Here is a 14302-nt window from a genome sequence, read left to right as displayed (position 1 = left end):
GATCGTGAGCGCGGTCACTGGCAGGATCCGGCCATGCGCGGCTTGATGCAGGACAGCCCCCTGACCATCGACACCATCTTCCGGCACGTCGAGCAGCACTTCGGCGACGTCGCCATCGCGACCAACTCCCCCAAGGGCGTCACCCGCAGCACGTACGCCGAGTGGGCGCAGCGCACCCGGCGGCTGGGCGGCGTGCTGGACACCCTGGGCATCAGCGCCGACGGCCGGGTCGGCACGTTCGGCTGGAACAGCCAGCGGCACCTGGAGCTCTACTTCGCCGCCCCGTGCACCGGCCGGGTCCTGCACACGCTCAACATCCGGCTCTTCCCGGAGCAGCTGACCTACATCGCCAACCACGCCGGGGACGAGGTCGTCTTCGTCGACCGCTCGGTCTTCGGTCTCTTCTGGCCGCTGGTCGACACGATGAAGACGGTTCGGCACGTCGTCGTCATGGAGGACGGCGGGGACGCCGAGCTCCCCGACGACCCGCGGATCAGCGACTACGAGACCCTGCTGGCGCAGGCGGAGCCGGTCGAGTTCGACGTCCGCGACGAGGGCCTGGCCGCCTCGATGTGCTACACGTCGGGCACCACGGGCAACCCCAAGGGCGTCGTCTACTCGCACCGGTCGACGGTGCTGCACACCATGGCCGCACTCTCCCCCAACGCGTTCGGGCTGAGCGTGCGCGACGTCGCGATGCCGGTCGTGCCGATGTTCCACGCCAACGCGTGGGGCATCGCCCAGGCCGCCCCGGCCGCGGGCTCCGCGCTGGTCCTCCCCGGCCCGATGATGCAGCCCGAAGCGCTGGCGAAGCTGATCGTCGACGAGGGCGTCACCTTCACCGCGGGCGTCCCGACCATCTGGCAGGGCGTGCTCCCCCACCTGGCCGGCAAGCCGCACAAGCTACGCGACATCGGCTGCGGTGGTTCCGCGGTGCCCAAGGCCCTGAGCGAGGCCTACCGCGAGCAGGTCGGCATCCCGATCCTGCAGGCGTGGGGCATGACCGAGACCTCGCCGGTGGCGTCGTCCGGCGTGCTCCCGAAGCGGTTCCAGGACGCCGACGACGCGACCCAGGCCGAGCGCCGCTCCCGGGCCGGCATCCCGCTGTTCGGCGTGGAGGCGCGCATCGTCGACTCCGAGACCCTCGAGCCGCAGCCGTGGGACGACCAGGCCACCGGCGAGCTGCAGGTGCGCGGTCCCTGGTGCGCCAAGGACTACTACGCCCCCGACGCCGGGGTGGAGCTGTCCACGCCGGACGGCTGGATGCGGACCGGCGACGTCGCCGCCATGGACACCGACGGCTCGATCCGGATCGCCGACCGCACCAAGGACCTGATCAAGTCCGGCGGCGAGTGGATCAGCTCGGTAGACCTGGAGAACGCGATCATGAGCCACCCCGCGGTCAAGGAGGCCGCGGTCGTCGGCATCCCGCACCCGAAGTGGGACGAGCGCCCGCTGGCCTGCGTCGTCCTCAACGAGGGCTCCAGCGCGACCGAGGAGGACATCCTCGAGCACCTCAAGCCGCTGGTGGCCAAGTGGTGGATGCCCGACGCCGTCGAGTTCATCGACGAGGTGCCCAAGACCAGCGTCGGCAAGTTCTCCAAGAAGGATCTGCGCTCGAAGTTCGCGGAGTACCAGCTGAAGAGCTGACCGCCGGTCAGGCGCTCAGCACGACGCCGCGAGTGACGAGTGCCAGACCCACGACGAGGACGAGGCTCGCCGTCACCACCGGGGCGGCGAGCGCCAGTCGGGCGAGCCACCCACGCCCGGACCGGTTCGTCATGCGCGACTCCAGACGGCCGCGCACCCTGACGAGCAGCAGCCCGACGGCGGTCAGGGTGGCCGCCATTCCGAGGCCGTAGGCGAGTACCAGGACGACGCCGAAGACCGTGCGTCCCAGCCCTACCGAGGCGAGCAGGACGATCAGGGCCGATGGGCTGGGCACGAGCCCGCCCGCGATTCCCATGCCCACCAGCCCGCCACGGCCCGCGCCCGGGCCGTGGGAGTGCTCGCCCGGACCGTGACTGTGTCCACCCGCCCACCAGCTTCCGTGGTCGTGGTCGTGGCCGTGGCCGTGGTCGTGGCCGTGGTCGTGGCCGTGGCCGTGGTCGTGGCCGTGGCCGTGGCCGTGGCCGTGGCCGTGGCCGTGGCCGTGGCCGTGGTTGTGGCCGTGGTCGTGGCCGTGGTCGTGGTCTCCGGTCATCTCGTCGTGCACCGCTCCGGAGACGGTGCCGCTCACCGCGGCGGCCAGCGCCGGCTCAGGCAGCGCCGCGATCGCCGGCAGCCCCTGCGCCCGCGCGGCGCGCCAACGCGGCAGCGCCCCGCGCAGCATCGCCATCCCGATGCCCGCCACGATCAGCCCGCTGACCACCCCGAGCCAGCGAATCACCTGATCCCCCGCGAGCGCGCTCGACACGGAGACTGCAGCCCCGAGTACGAGCACCCCTACGGTGTGCGTCGCCGTCACGGTCGCGCCGACGGTGATGGCATCCCGGCTGCGACCGTTGCGGCCGGCCAGGTAGGCGGCCATCACCGTCTTGCCGTGGCCGGGCAGCAGCGCGTGCCCACAGCCGAGCAGAACAGCGAGGAGAACGGCGAGGGTGCCGACCAGCGGAGTGAGGCCGCGATCGCCGATCAGACGCTCGAGCCGGCGGTCGAGGGCGGCCATCGCAGTGCTGAACGGGTCTCCCGAGGCCGGAGTGATCGAGGCTCCGCTGCTGGTGTTGGACCCGGGCTCGGTGGCGACGCTGAACGAGCGGACGTCGACCGGCGACGCCAGCAGGTCATCGGGGTAGGCGCGCAGTTCGTCGCTGATGCTCTCGACCGGGACCGGGGAGTCGACCAGCCGGACGCCGTCGCCGTCCGCTGTCACCTCCCGCCATCCCACCCGATCGGCCAGGTAGCCGTCCTCGAAGGTGACCTCGGCCGGGGCACCGAGTTCGGCGTCCGCCCGCAGGTCGCAGGTCAACCGGAGGGTGGGCAGCCCTGCCGCGCCCGGCACGGTGTCCAATCCCGCGGCGGCGACCTGCCAGGTCAGCGTCCGGCCGTCGACGTCGAGGGTCACCGCATCAGCCACGTCCGCGCACTCGGTCGTAGCCGCCGCGGCGAGTTCCTCGGGCTCGGGCGAGCCGTCCGGCGCGATCGTCTGCAATGCCTGGGCGGCCGGGATCTCGGCCCGGTCGACGACGGCGGTGACCTCGACGCGGTCAGGGAAGAGCTGGACGTGGTCGTAGTGGTTCACCGTGAAGTTGCCGAGCGGATGGGCCTGCGCGATCCCGCCAAGGGAGACGCTCCAGAGCGCGCCTGCACCGACGACGACGGCGGCGATACGCCGTCCGATCACGGACGTCCGCCCAGCGACTCCAGCAGCGCCTCGGCCCGTGGGGCATGCAGGGGGGAGAAGTACGGATTGGCGTCCAGTGCGCTCACCAGCGTCGCGCGTGCCTGGTCGCCCTGGCCGAGCGCGGCCTCGATCACCCCACGGTGGTAGAGGAACAGCGCACTGGCGCCACCGAGTGCGGTCGCCTGCTGCGCGTGGGGCAGGGCCTCGGTGTCCCGCCCGGCAGCGTGCAGTGCCCAGGCCAACGCATCGTGGGAGTCGATGTTCTGCCGCCGGTCGAACTCCGCCTGCGCCGCAGCCAACGCTTCGGCCGGGTCGCCGTGGTCGGCGGCGAACAGCGCGGTGGTCAGGTCGTCGGAGGCCCCGTTCGCTGCGAACAGGGCTCGCACAGTGTCGACCAGCGCGAACTGCTGCTCCGCCTCCTCCGCCCGCCCCTGCGACTCGAGGTACGCGCCGAACTCGACGAGGTGCTCCGGCAGCGGTTGCGCGTTCACGACCGTCCGGAAGCCTTCGACCGCCGCGTCCACGTCGCCTCGCGCGGCGTCCACTCGAGCCAGGCCCAGCAGCAGAGCTGGATCCCCCGGTGCGGCCTCGAGGCCCGCCGTGTACTGAGCAGCCGCCTCGTCGAGGTCGCCGGTGCTGAACGCCAGTGCGCCCAGGTAGGTGCGGCAGAAGGCCTCGCCTGCGCCTCCCTGCGTGGTCTCGAGCGCCTGCTCGAGCGCGGAGCGGGCACCGGCCAGGTCACCGTGCAGCTCCGCGTCGTACGACGCCCGGGTGAACGAGGCGAGGCCGGGCTTCAGCTCGAGCATTCGGCCGAGCGCCTCGGTCGCACCCGCGTAGTCCCCGAGCTGGGTTCGCGCGTCGGTGAGCACGCCCCACGCCGTCGAGTTGTACTCGTTGACGGCGAGGGCCTGGGTGGCCAGCTCGGCCGCTGCGGCGAAGTCGTGCCTGGCGTTGGCGAGCGCACCCTGTCCGGTCAGCGCGGCGTCGTTGCCCTCCGGCCGCAGGGTCAGCGACTCCCGGAGGGCACCGTCCGCCTTGTCGTAGTACGTGGGGTCGGCTGTCACCCGGGCCTGCTCGACGTAGGCCGTCCCCAGCTGCGCCCACGTCGTGTAGTCGCCCGGGACCTCCCTGAGGCGCTGCTGCGCGTTCTCGATCGACGCCGTGAACGGGTCCACTGTTGGGCCCTGGGCCTGCTCGGCCGCGACACCGTCGTCGACCGTGGCGGTGTAGAAGGCGCCCACCGCGGCGACGAGGAAGACGACGCCGACGACCACCGCGCTCACTGCCGTCCGGGTACGCACGATCAGACGTTCGGCAGGTTGCCGGCGGGCGCGGTCATACCGGCGGCGACGCGCTTGTCGCTCTCCTCCAGGGAGCGCTCCATGTCCAGCGTGGCCCGGACGACGAAGTTGTCCTGGTACGACCGGGCGGTCTGGTCGAAGTCACCGGTGCAGGTGATGAGCACGATCTCCGAGTTTCCGACCGGCGCGTAGATCTCGTCGGTCGGCAGCGCGTCCTTGGGGTACTGCTGCGCATCGGAGACGGTGAACACCGCGACGGTGTTGTCCGCCCGGGTGACCAGCACCTCGTCGCCGATCGACAGCTCCGTGAGCCGGAAGAAGACGGCGGGACCCGTGAAGTCGTCCACGTGACCCGCGATCAGCCCGGGCGGTCCCTGCGGATCGCCGGGATAGTTGCCGCCGGTGAACCAACCGGCCTTCGCGAAGTCGACCGGAACCTCGAGCGTGCCGTCACCGTTGAGGCCGAGGTCGACCAGCGAGGAGCTCACCTCGATGGCCGGGATGTCGATGTGCACCGGCTCCGCGCGGGCCAGGGAGGTGACGACCGGCGACGCCGGCTGCGAGGCGTCGACCGGCGCGGACTGGGCCGCCGGCGGGCGGGAGGCCGTTCCCTCGGTGCCGCCGAAGACGAGATAGCCCAGGAGCAGCCCGGCCGCGAGCGCGCCGAGAGTGGGCAGCAGCCACACCGGCACGCCCTTGCGACGGGCATGGGAGTGCGGGTCGCCCTGCCGGAGCTCGGACTCGAGCAGCGACGGCTCGTGGCCGTAGCTGTCGTCCGAGGACGACGTCGGCTGGGTCATATCGGGCACGGGGCCTCCTTCGACGGGGTGCACCCGCCGTTGGTGACGGGTTCGCCTGGGGACGTGGCTGTGGGGTGCGGCCAGAGCCGCACCCCACAGCCGACGAGCGGTCAGGCCTCCGGCATGCCGGAGGTCGCCCGACGCAGTGCCCGACCCCGAATCAGGGACCCGGCACCGGCGCCGATCAGCAGGAGAGCGGCCGACCCGGTGAGCACGGGGAGGAGGGTGTCCTCGATGCCGCCGGCGCCGGTCTCGACGCCGCCCCGCGGGTACCCGTTGGCCTGCGGCTGGGCCGCCGGCTTGGCCACCTGGGGCTGAGCGGCCGGCTTGCCGCCGGTGCTGCCCTGGTCACTGCCGCCACCGGACGCCGCAGGCACCATCGGCTTGCCGGGGGTGCCGTTGCCCGGCGGCATGTCCGTACCGCCGGCGCCGGTGCCGCCGCCCTTGTTCACGGCCTGGGTGTTCGGGCCGGCGATGTAGGGGAAGGAGGCGCTGAAGGCGTTGTCGTTCGAGTTGACCTTGTCGCCTTCCTTCAGGGCGTCGAACGCGGCCTGTCGATCGCCCGGGTTGCTGGCGTCGTAGATGCCCTCGAGTGCGAGGAGCTCGATGTCGACCACGTCGTCGGCGAGCCGGCGACCGTTCGGGAAGCCCTGGATGTCGCCACCGATGACGCCGAGCCGGCTGGCCTCGTGCAGCGGCTTCATGTCCAGTCCGGTCGGCCCGGTGATCGACATGTTCAGCCGCAGCATCTCCGAGGGCTGGAACTCCTCGTTCGAGACGCCACCCGCGTTGATCGTCTGCGAGTTGAGGTCCACGTCGATCGGGTTGGCCGTGGCCGGGTCCTGGTCGATGTCGTAGGTCTCGGTGCTGACCACACCGGTCAGGAACACCTCGAAGAGGTCCCAGCGCGGCGTGGCCGGAGCCGGGACGCCGTAGATCGCCTCGATGAGCGCCGGAACCTCAGGGTTCAGCACCCGGTCGACGACCGCGCCGTCGGCAGCCTCGGCGTCCTGAGCGGGCGGGATCGCGTTGAAGGCGTCCTTGAGACCGGTCGGCACGACCACCTCGTTGACCAGCGGATTGCCGAGCCGGGAGACCTGGGTGAAACCGGTGTTGGCGTCTGCGGCGGTGCCGTCGGCGTCGCGCAGCGTCGGCCGGGTGGTGGTGCTCCACACGCCGATGACCGGGTTGTCGGCCGCGTTGCCGTCGATGGCGACCTCGGTCTTCGGCACCTCGAGCACGATCGAGTTCACGTTGTAGCCGGCCAGGGTGTCCACTCCTCTTTCGGAGAGGTCCCCGCCGTAGAGCAGGTCGAAGATCCTGAGGTCCAGGAAGAAGGAGTCCTCGGCCTGGGTGGTCAGGGTGCGACCTCCTCCGCCCACCTCGGTGATGGCCGGGGTCCGCAGGTTGTCGACGTAGTCCTGGGAACTGCCCATGCTGGCCGGCCCGGTGAACGAGGGCGCGACGGGGCCCTCCGCGACCGGGCTGCCGTAGGTGGCGCCACCGTCGGTGCTTACGTCAAGGGTGAAGTTCTGCCGGAACAGCAGGTTCTCGTCGTCCAGCGAGGTGACCGGACCGTTGTTGTAGAGGAAAGTGTCCGTGCCGCGCCGGTCGTCGGTGGTGAACCGCCAGCGGTAGATCAGGTCGGCCACGGCGTCGCCGTCGTTGTCGATGTTGATCAGGTACTCGGCGTCGTCGGACCACGGGTAGAAGTTCGGCCCGCCGTTGGGCTCCTCGAAGGGAATCCAGTTGGCGACGAAGGCGACGTTGTCGGGGTTCTCCGGGCTGGAGAACGCGTAGACGTCGGTGTTGTCCACCGCGGGGTCGGACGCGATGAGCGGCGCCTCGCGGTGGCTGGACGCGCCGGCCATCGTGGGCAGGAGTCCGAGGACGGTGGAGCCGGCGAGCAGACCACCGGCGGCGATCATCGCGGTGGCTCGGCCGCGTCGTCCGCGAAGAAGTCGTTCCGTACTGAGCATCTGGGCCCTTCCCACGTCGCCCGCTGGCGGACGATCACCGACATGACGTCACAGCCGACCGGAGGTCTCACCGGCCGCCCGAGCGCTCCCCCGAGCCCGCGCGCACGCGCTCGACCTCGTCGCCCCTCTGCAGACGCAGGTCAGAGAAGCAGCGATGACGTCGAGGGACACCCTCACGTGACGGAATTGTTCGGCTCGGCGGCCTGTCGGCTGCACACAGTCACCACCGGCAGGCAGACCGATAATGTTTCGCGCGTTCCAGTGGTGCCCTATCGACCTGCCTGCGCAGGGTGCGGCGCGGGCAGCTGGCGGCGTCGAGCCGTCGAGCACGGGTGCTCTCCGACCGAGTTCAGCGAGGCATCGACGGAGGTGACGATCACAAGAGCGTGGTCCACACGGTCGACCGTGCATGGCTGCCTGGTTCCGTTGCGAGGCCGGCGCACGCGCGCCGCCACATCCGCCCGCACTGCGACGATGACCTCGATGACCCCGCCCCAGACCGCTCCGCGAGCCGGCCCGTTCATCGCCCCGGTCCGCGATCGGGCTGGGGTGCGCCCAGGACCTCTACCTTCCCCAGGCCGGCGTGGAGTCGCCCACGCCCGACGGCTGGATGAAAGCCGGCGACGTCGCGGGCATCGACGAGCACGAGCTCGCGAGCTGACGTACGGAACCTTCTCCCCCGTCGACCCGTCCTCCAGGAGGAGGACGGGTCGACGGGAGGGTGAGTGGACCGGGACGAGGAGTTCGCGCGGTTCGTGGACGAGCGCTGGCCGGTGCTCGTCCGCTCCGCCGTGCTGCTCGGCTGCGCCCGGCCCGAGGCCGAGGACCTGGTGCAGACGGCGTTGGTGCGCTGCTACGTCAACTGGGAGAAGGTCAGCCGCGCCGGTAGCCGGGACGGCTACGTCTACCGGGTGCTGGTCAACTGCCACCACGACAGCTACCGGCGGCGGTGGTGGCGGGAGCGCCCGACGGAGCACCTGCCCGAGACGTCCGCCGATGACGTCACCGGCCAGGTGGACGACGCCGACGCCGTCCGCCGCGCGCTGCGCCGGCTGAGCCCGGCGCACCGGGAGGTCGTCGTGCTGCGCTACTACGCGCACCTCGGCGAGCAGCAGATCGCCGAGGCGCTGGGGATCGCCCCGGGCACGGTCAAGAGCCGGCTCTCGCGCGCGTTCGCCCAGCTGTCGACCGACCTCGACGTCTCCGAACTGCGCGGCGGGAGGGCATCGTGACCGATCGGGAGACCTCCGTCCTGCTCGACGGGCTGGCGGCCCAGGTGCCGGTGGGCCGCGCGCCCACGGCGCAGCTGCTGCGCGCCGGGCGCCGGGCCCGGCGACGGCGGGCGGCCGGCGTGACCCTGGCGGTGGCGGCCGGGGCGGCCGTGCTCGTCGGCGGCACAGCCACCGTCCTGGACCTGGGTGGTGCGCAGCCGGCCCCGCTGGTCGTCGCGGAGGAGACGCTGACCGAGAGGCCCGAGTCCACCGACGACCGGGTGGGCAGCGCCATGGCCGCGGAGCCGGAGAACCCCACGGCCGACCGGACCGGCCCGCTGGCCGGCTCGGTGACGGCGTCCTGCGTGGAGGAGTACAGCGCGGAGGCGGTGCGCGGCCGGGCGTTCGCCTTCGACGGCGTGGTGGTGGCCATCGGGCCGAGCGGGACGGATCGGTCCGACATCCCTGGTCCGGAGCTGGCCGGGGTGACGTTCGCCGTCCAGGAGTGGTTCTCCGGCGGGTCCGGGGAGAGCGTGACCGTCGATCTGCCGGCATCGACCAGCGCAGAGCAGTGGACGTCGTCCGAGCAGGGCCCCGAGTACGGGATCGGGTCGCGGCTGCTGGTCAGCGGCGAGGACCGCTGGGAGGGCCCACCCCTGGAACCGATCGGCTGGGCGTGCGGGTTCACCCGGTACCACGACGAGGCCACCGCCGCGTCCTGGCGCTGACGCACCGCGTCAGTACTGGTCGAGCCGAGGCAGCAGCTCATGCGCCTGGGCGATGATCCCGGTTGCGGCCTGCAGCGCCTCGGCTGCCTCTTCGCTGCTCACGGTCTCGGGACCATGGGCGCTGGGGTACTCCAATTCGTTGCGGCGCCGGCGGAGGACGTGGAAGTCGGCGAACCCAGGGGCGAACTGCGCGCGCAGGCTGCGCTCGACGGCGATGTGTCCGCCCGACGCGGTGGATCGGAGGCCTTGCCGCGCGAGGAGCGCGGTGCCGGCGTGGCGAGCGGCGTCGTATGCGAGCACGTAGTCGGAGTCGGGGTCGGCGTCGAGCAGGGTGGCCGCGGAGGCCAGGAGCTGACGGGCTCGGGCCAGTGACGCCGCTGCGGATCCCGCGGCTGCGGGCACCCGGTGCAGGGCTCGCTCGGCGAGCATGGCGTCCACGTCCGCGGCGCCCGTCTGCCATGCACTCACTGCGGGGGCCCGGCCGCTGGTGTGGCGGCGTGCTCGACGGGTGTCGCGGTTCGGCGCGAGTTCTGCAGCAGCGTCATGTGCGGAGACTGTCGGACCTGTACGACAAGAGCATCGGCCCTGTCGGCTGCAGCACTGCCGGGGCTCGGCATGTCGGCCTCGGGGCTCGCCCACTGATCGGCCGTGCGAATCACGGGGTTGACCGGGAAACGGAGTCGGCGCTGGGCCCGCTCGGCGGCGGCGTAGACGTCCGCGCGGCGGGGACTTCCCACGACCAGGACGTCGACGTCCGCGGGCTCGGCACCACTCACCCGGGCGTGACGGGCGGCCCACGAGCCGAACAGCACCACCTCGGTGGCCTCGTCCAGGTCCGCGAACTCCTCGGCGACCACGACGGCCGGCCCGAAACTGACCAGCAACAGCTCCGTGAGCGCAGCAGCAGCGCGATGACGGGGGTTGGCGCGGTGGAGCCGCGTGCGGCCCACTCGCCGGGCCAGCACGAGCCCGGCGTCGACCAGCCGCTGCAGTTCCCGGTGCGCGGTGCTGAGCGGTATCCGGGCGGCCACCGCCAGGTCGGTGACGGTGAATTCCTCGTCGGGATGGAGATACAAGCGGGTCAGCATCTCCGCCTGGTGCTGCGATCGGAAGAGAGGAAGCAGCGACGGAGCATCACTACGCATAGATGAGAGCGTACTTCCATCTATGCGTAGTAACTAGGCAGCCTCGCTACCCTGGGGGCCGTCGCTCAGCGCACGAAGGGCGGTTGGCCGGTCTCGCTGACCATGGGCTTGCCGGCGGCCTCCCAGTCGCCCATGCCGCCGGCGACGTTGACCGCGTCGAAGCCGTTCTCGTTCAGCCAGGCCACCATACGCGCCGACCGGCCACCGGCCCGGCAGGTCACGTAGAGCGGGTCGCCCTCGGGCAGCTCGTCCAGCTTCGCCGGGACCTCGCCCATCGGGATGTGCGTGGCGCCCTCGATGTGCCCGTGCACCCACTCGTCGTCCTCGCGGACGTCGAGCACGACGGCGTCCTCGGGCAGCTCGCTGACGGAGACGGCCGGAACCTGCTGCGGCATCACGGCATCCATCGTGGCACACGAATGCGACAGGCAGAGGGGAGACGACGCCGAATCAAACGCACCGGTGATCACGGCTCGGCGTCACCGGGGCGTGTCGAGGGACTTGACCCCTGATCATGGACAGGCTGAACCCAGGCTGGGCCTGGAGGAAGCGAAAAGATCAGACGGTGGCACGGAAGACGTACTCGGAGTAGTTCCGCCGGGACGCGGTAGAGCTCTACCGGTCGACGCCGGGGGCGACGGTAGTGGGCATCGCCGCGGACCTGGGGGTCATGGATGCGACACTGTCGGGCTGGCTGAAGGCTGCTGGAGTGTCGCTGCACGCGCGGCCCGGAGGCCGGACCGGCCCGCCACCCGACGGTGTGACACCCGAGCAGGAGCTGGCCCGGCTCCGGTCCCGGGTCGCGGAGCTGGAGGCCGATGCGCGGAAGCTGAACACCGAGCGCGACATCCTCCGTGCGGCGGCCAAGTATTTCGTCGGGGAGACGCGCTGGTGACCCGCTTCCAGTTCGTCGCCGACCACCGAAACGCCTTCGAGGTGAAGCGGATGTGCCAGCTGGTCGACGTGTGCCGGTCGGCGCTCTACGCGTGGGCGGCCGCCGCCGACGCCCGTACGGCCCGCCAAGCCGCCGATGAGCAGCTGGCCGACCGGATCCGGGCGGTGCACGCCGCCGAGCCGGAGAACCGCGCCTACGGGGCGCCGCGGGTGACCGCCGAGCTCAACGACGGCGCCGACCCCGCCGACCGGGTGAACCACAAGCGGGTCGCGCGGCTGATGGCCGAGCACAGGATCGCCGGGATCCGGCTGCGCCGACGGGTCCGTACGACGATCCCGGAACCGGCCGACGAGCAGGTTCCTGACCGGCTGGAACGCGACTTCATCGCCGATGCGCCGAACGTCAACTACGTCGGGGACATCACCTACCTGCCCTGCGTCGACGGCAGCACCCTGTACCTGGCGACGGTGATCGACTGCTCCTCCCGCCGGCTGGCCGGCTGGTCGATCGCCGACCACATGCGCACCGAACTCGTCGCCGACGCGCTGCTTGCCGCGGCGCGACCCGCGGCAGCCTGGCCGGGGCGATCTTCCACGGCGACCACGGCGACCAGTACACCTCTCGGGCCTACGCCGCCCTGCGTGACCGTCTCGGGGTGATCCGGTCGATGGGCGCGGTCGGCTCGAGTGCGGACAACGCGCTGGCGGAGTCGTTCAACGCCACCCTCAAGCGCGAGACGCTGGCCGGCGCAGCCGGCTGGAGCAGCCGGCTGGAGCACGCCGGCCGAGGCCCGCCGGGCGGTGTTCGCCTGGGCCACCCGCTACAACACCCGCCGCCGGCACTCCGCCTGCGGCCAGATCAGCCCCAACGACTACGGGGCCCACCGGACCCCGGCTACGCTGCCAACCGCGGCGTAGACACCCCACGCGTGTCCAAGATCAGGCGGCAAGGCCCGTCAGCGTCGACCCCTTACACCTGGTCAAGCTGGCCAACGACATGGTCACCGCCGTCCGCCAGCGGGTCGTCCGCGACCGCAAGGGCCGGCGCGGTCGCGGTATCGACCCCGCCTAGGCCAACCGACGGCTGCTGCTCCGCGCCGGCAACACCCTCAGCCCCCGCGCACTGGCCCGGCTGAAGGCCACCCTGCGCGCCGACGACCCGACCGACGAGATCGGCGCCGCCTGGGGGTCAAGGAGGTCCTGCGTGGGCTGCTGACCAGCGGCTCACTCACCCAAGCGCAGGAGCACGAGATGCGCCTCGGGGCGTTCGTGCTGGCCGCGACCATACCCGAGACCGACCGACTCTGGGCCACCATCGACGCCTGGTGGGACGCCATCGAAGTACTCATCGTCACCGGGATCACCAACGCCCGCACCGAAGCCGCGAACTCCGGTATCAGCAGATCAAGGGCACCGGTCGCGGCTACCGCAACCCTGACAACTACCGCGCCCGCATCCTGCTCGCCAGCCGCCCGGACGGCAGCGTGAACACCCCTTTTCAGTGGGACCGTTCACCAGGAACCGGGAAGAGCCGCTTTCTCCGTCATCGAGGCCTCGATCTGTCCTTGTAATCCCACCAGCGGTATTTACTGGGATCAACCGCATATCCGCGCTTACGCAAAACGTATTTAAACGGCAAGAGTAGCACGATCATAGTAGCCAAGTAGAAGGCGAAGACCATCAGAGCACTGTCGGCGATCAAAAACCACGGGAGATATGCAGTGGTGATGACGACGTAATATAGCGCAACCGTTAGCCAGTCAAGAGGCTTACCGCGGGGCTGGTCGGTCACATCATTCATTGCGAGACCCCTCCCTGGAGCGCCGGTCTACTTGTTATAGACATCGCAGACTACATCCGCTGTGAATCCGAGCCCTAGGCCCCAGCCTGCACTGAAGGGTAGCGTGGCAAGGCCCACGCGAAGACCAATGAGGGGGCAGGTGAGGTCGAGACCTTCCCCGGTCAGAAGATCATCCTTGTCGCGACACCAGTAGCTGTCATTACTCGAACTAACCCAACACCGCTCAAGACCTGTCGGATAAATGTAGTTGATGGGTTTTCCGGCGGCGTATTCGTAGCGGTTGGCACGGGTGGGGTCGGCCAGTGTTTCGAGGCTGTCCTGCTGGGTGAAGCGGCCGGTGGTGGGGTCGTACCAGCCTTGGCCGAAGTGGACGAGGGCGCTGCGGGGGTCGTCGAACCCGCCGGCGTAGCTGAATTTCGTCATCAAGCAGGTCAACGCCGAATCTCAAGGCCGGACCACTGGCACACTCCCGTCGGAGTCGTTCGCGGCGAACTCCGCCTGGCTGTTGTTCGCCGCGATGGCGTTCAATGCCATCCGAGCCGCCGGCGCTCTGGCCTCGGCCTTTCACGCCCGGGCGATCAGCGGCACGATCCGCGCCCAGTTGATCGCCGTCCCAGCCCGGATCGCCTGCTCCGCCCGCCGGTTGCGGCTACACCTGCCTCGCGACTGGCCGTGGCAGACCGCCTGGAACCAACTGTTCGGCACTCCCTGAGGCCCACCGGCAGCTGCCTGACCGACCACCCCCACCGGGCCCGACCGGAGACCGACAGTGGGAGAGCCGGACAAACCGGCGGCCCACCCACGGCCACGCCAGCCAAGATCGGATCAGGGGCTGGCGGACTCGACCAAGATCGACGGTGATCGAGGCTCAGGTTCGGCGCCCCACGACTAATTCCGCCGAGCCTTGAGGGAGGCCAACAAGGCGGCCGTCGTGACCACAGTGATAATCAACGCGCTTACAATGAGATAGCGCCGGGCGTCTCCTCCAGCATCCACCACGAGAGTAAGGCCTAGGAGAACCAGCGCCGTTCCGTAGCCTGCCAGCGCCCCGATGAGACGCTCTCTCCTACTTTCGAGCCTACCCTTGTTTATCATGGATG

14 protein-coding genes and 1 pseudogene are annotated in these 14302 nt (G+C 70.7%); 6 read left to right on the top strand and 9 right to left on the bottom strand.

Features of this window, described 5'->3' with window-relative positions:
- Positions 1-33: 33 nt before the first annotated feature.
- A complete protein-coding gene (locus tag C5507_RS14310) occupies positions 34-1650 on the top strand; it encodes a long-chain fatty acid--CoA ligase (RefSeq protein ID WP_104529187.1) in 1617 nt (538 codons plus the stop codon).
- Between the two features lie 7 nt (positions 1651-1657).
- On the opposite strand, the gene C5507_RS22380 is transcribed toward C5507_RS14310, so the two are convergent.
- From C5507_RS22380 to C5507_RS14290, 4 genes are all read right to left on the bottom strand, one after another.
- A complete protein-coding gene (locus C5507_RS22380) occupies positions 1658-3343 on the bottom strand; it encodes a nickel/cobalt transporter (protein ID WP_158657611.1) in 1686 nt (561 codons plus the stop codon).
- The gene (locus tag C5507_RS14300; RefSeq protein WP_104529186.1) at positions 3340-4626 is read right to left on the bottom strand and encodes a tetratricopeptide repeat protein; all 1287 of its coding nucleotides are present in this window, start codon (positions 4624-4626) and stop codon (positions 3340-3342) included. Before C5507_RS14300 ends, C5507_RS22380 begins: the two co-directional genes overlap by 4 nt.
- A gap of 20 nt (positions 4627-4646) precedes the next feature.
- The gene (locus C5507_RS14295; protein ID WP_104529185.1) at positions 4647-5444 is read right to left on the bottom strand and encodes a class F sortase; all 798 of its coding nucleotides are present in this window, start codon (positions 5442-5444) and stop codon (positions 4647-4649) included.
- Between the two features lie 110 nt (positions 5445-5554).
- Complete coding sequence (locus C5507_RS14290) at positions 5555-7372, bottom strand: DUF4331 domain-containing protein (protein ID WP_207225890.1); 1818 nt, start codon at positions 7370-7372, stop codon at positions 5555-5557.
- 776 nt (positions 7373-8148) lie between these two features.
- Between C5507_RS14290 and C5507_RS14285 the strand changes: the two genes are divergently transcribed.
- On the top strand, positions 8149-8655 hold the full coding sequence (locus C5507_RS14285) for a SigE family RNA polymerase sigma factor (RefSeq protein ID WP_104529184.1): 507 nt from the start codon (positions 8149-8151) through the stop codon (positions 8653-8655).
- On the top strand, positions 8652-9362 hold the full coding sequence (locus C5507_RS14280; protein WP_104529183.1) for a hypothetical protein: 711 nt from the start codon (positions 8652-8654) through the stop codon (positions 9360-9362). Before C5507_RS14285 ends, C5507_RS14280 begins: the two co-directional genes overlap by 4 nt.
- Before the next feature lie 9 nt (positions 9363-9371).
- On the opposite strand, the gene C5507_RS14275 is transcribed toward C5507_RS14280, so the two are convergent.
- From C5507_RS14275 to C5507_RS14265, 3 genes are all read right to left on the bottom strand, one after another.
- The gene (locus tag C5507_RS14275) at positions 9372-9800 is read right to left on the bottom strand and encodes a hypothetical protein (protein ID WP_130504302.1); all 429 of its coding nucleotides are present in this window, start codon (positions 9798-9800) and stop codon (positions 9372-9374) included.
- A 26-nt stretch (positions 9801-9826) separates the two neighbouring features.
- The gene (locus C5507_RS14270) at positions 9827-10450 is read right to left on the bottom strand and encodes an ArsR family transcriptional regulator (RefSeq protein ID WP_207225889.1); all 624 of its coding nucleotides are present in this window, start codon (positions 10448-10450) and stop codon (positions 9827-9829) included.
- Positions 10451-10572: 122 nt separating this feature from the next.
- The gene (locus C5507_RS14265; RefSeq protein ID WP_242611266.1) at positions 10573-10902 is read right to left on the bottom strand and encodes a rhodanese-like domain-containing protein; all 330 of its coding nucleotides are present in this window, start codon (positions 10900-10902) and stop codon (positions 10573-10575) included.
- 170 nt (positions 10903-11072) lie between these two features.
- Between C5507_RS14265 and C5507_RS22880 the strand changes: the two are divergent.
- Both C5507_RS22880 and C5507_RS14255 read left to right on the top strand, forming a co-directional pair.
- Positions 11073-12319: pseudogene (locus tag C5507_RS22880) on the top strand (IS3 family transposase).
- A 333-nt stretch (positions 12320-12652) separates the two neighbouring features.
- A complete protein-coding gene (locus tag C5507_RS14255) occupies positions 12653-12889 on the top strand; it encodes a transposase (protein ID WP_104529180.1) in 237 nt (78 codons plus the stop codon).
- Positions 12890-13229: 340 nt separating this feature from the next.
- On the opposite strand, the gene C5507_RS14250 is transcribed toward C5507_RS14255, so the two are convergent.
- On the bottom strand, positions 13230-13625 hold the full coding sequence (locus tag C5507_RS14250; protein ID WP_104529212.1) for an RHS repeat-associated core domain-containing protein: 396 nt from the start codon (positions 13623-13625) through the stop codon (positions 13230-13232).
- Positions 13626-13719: 94 nt separating this feature from the next.
- On the opposite strand from C5507_RS14250, the gene C5507_RS23525 reads away from it, so the two are divergent.
- Positions 13720-13914, top strand: coding sequence for a hypothetical protein (locus tag C5507_RS23525; protein WP_249027827.1), 195 nt, complete (start codon positions 13720-13722; stop codon positions 13912-13914).
- 176 nt (positions 13915-14090) lie between these two features.
- Here the strand turns inward: C5507_RS23525 and C5507_RS22360 are convergent, their stop codons facing one another.
- Entirely contained in the window at positions 14091-14297 is a 207-nt protein-coding gene (locus tag C5507_RS22360) for a hypothetical protein (protein ID WP_130504298.1), read from the bottom strand.
- Positions 14298-14302: the final 5 nt, after the last annotated feature.

The sequence above is a fragment of the Blastococcus saxobsidens genome (genome assembly GCF_002938435.1).
Classification (GTDB): Bacteria; Actinomycetota; Actinomycetes; order Mycobacteriales; family Geodermatophilaceae; genus Blastococcus; species Blastococcus saxobsidens.
This window is presented reverse-complemented; position numbering and strand designations above follow the sequence as displayed.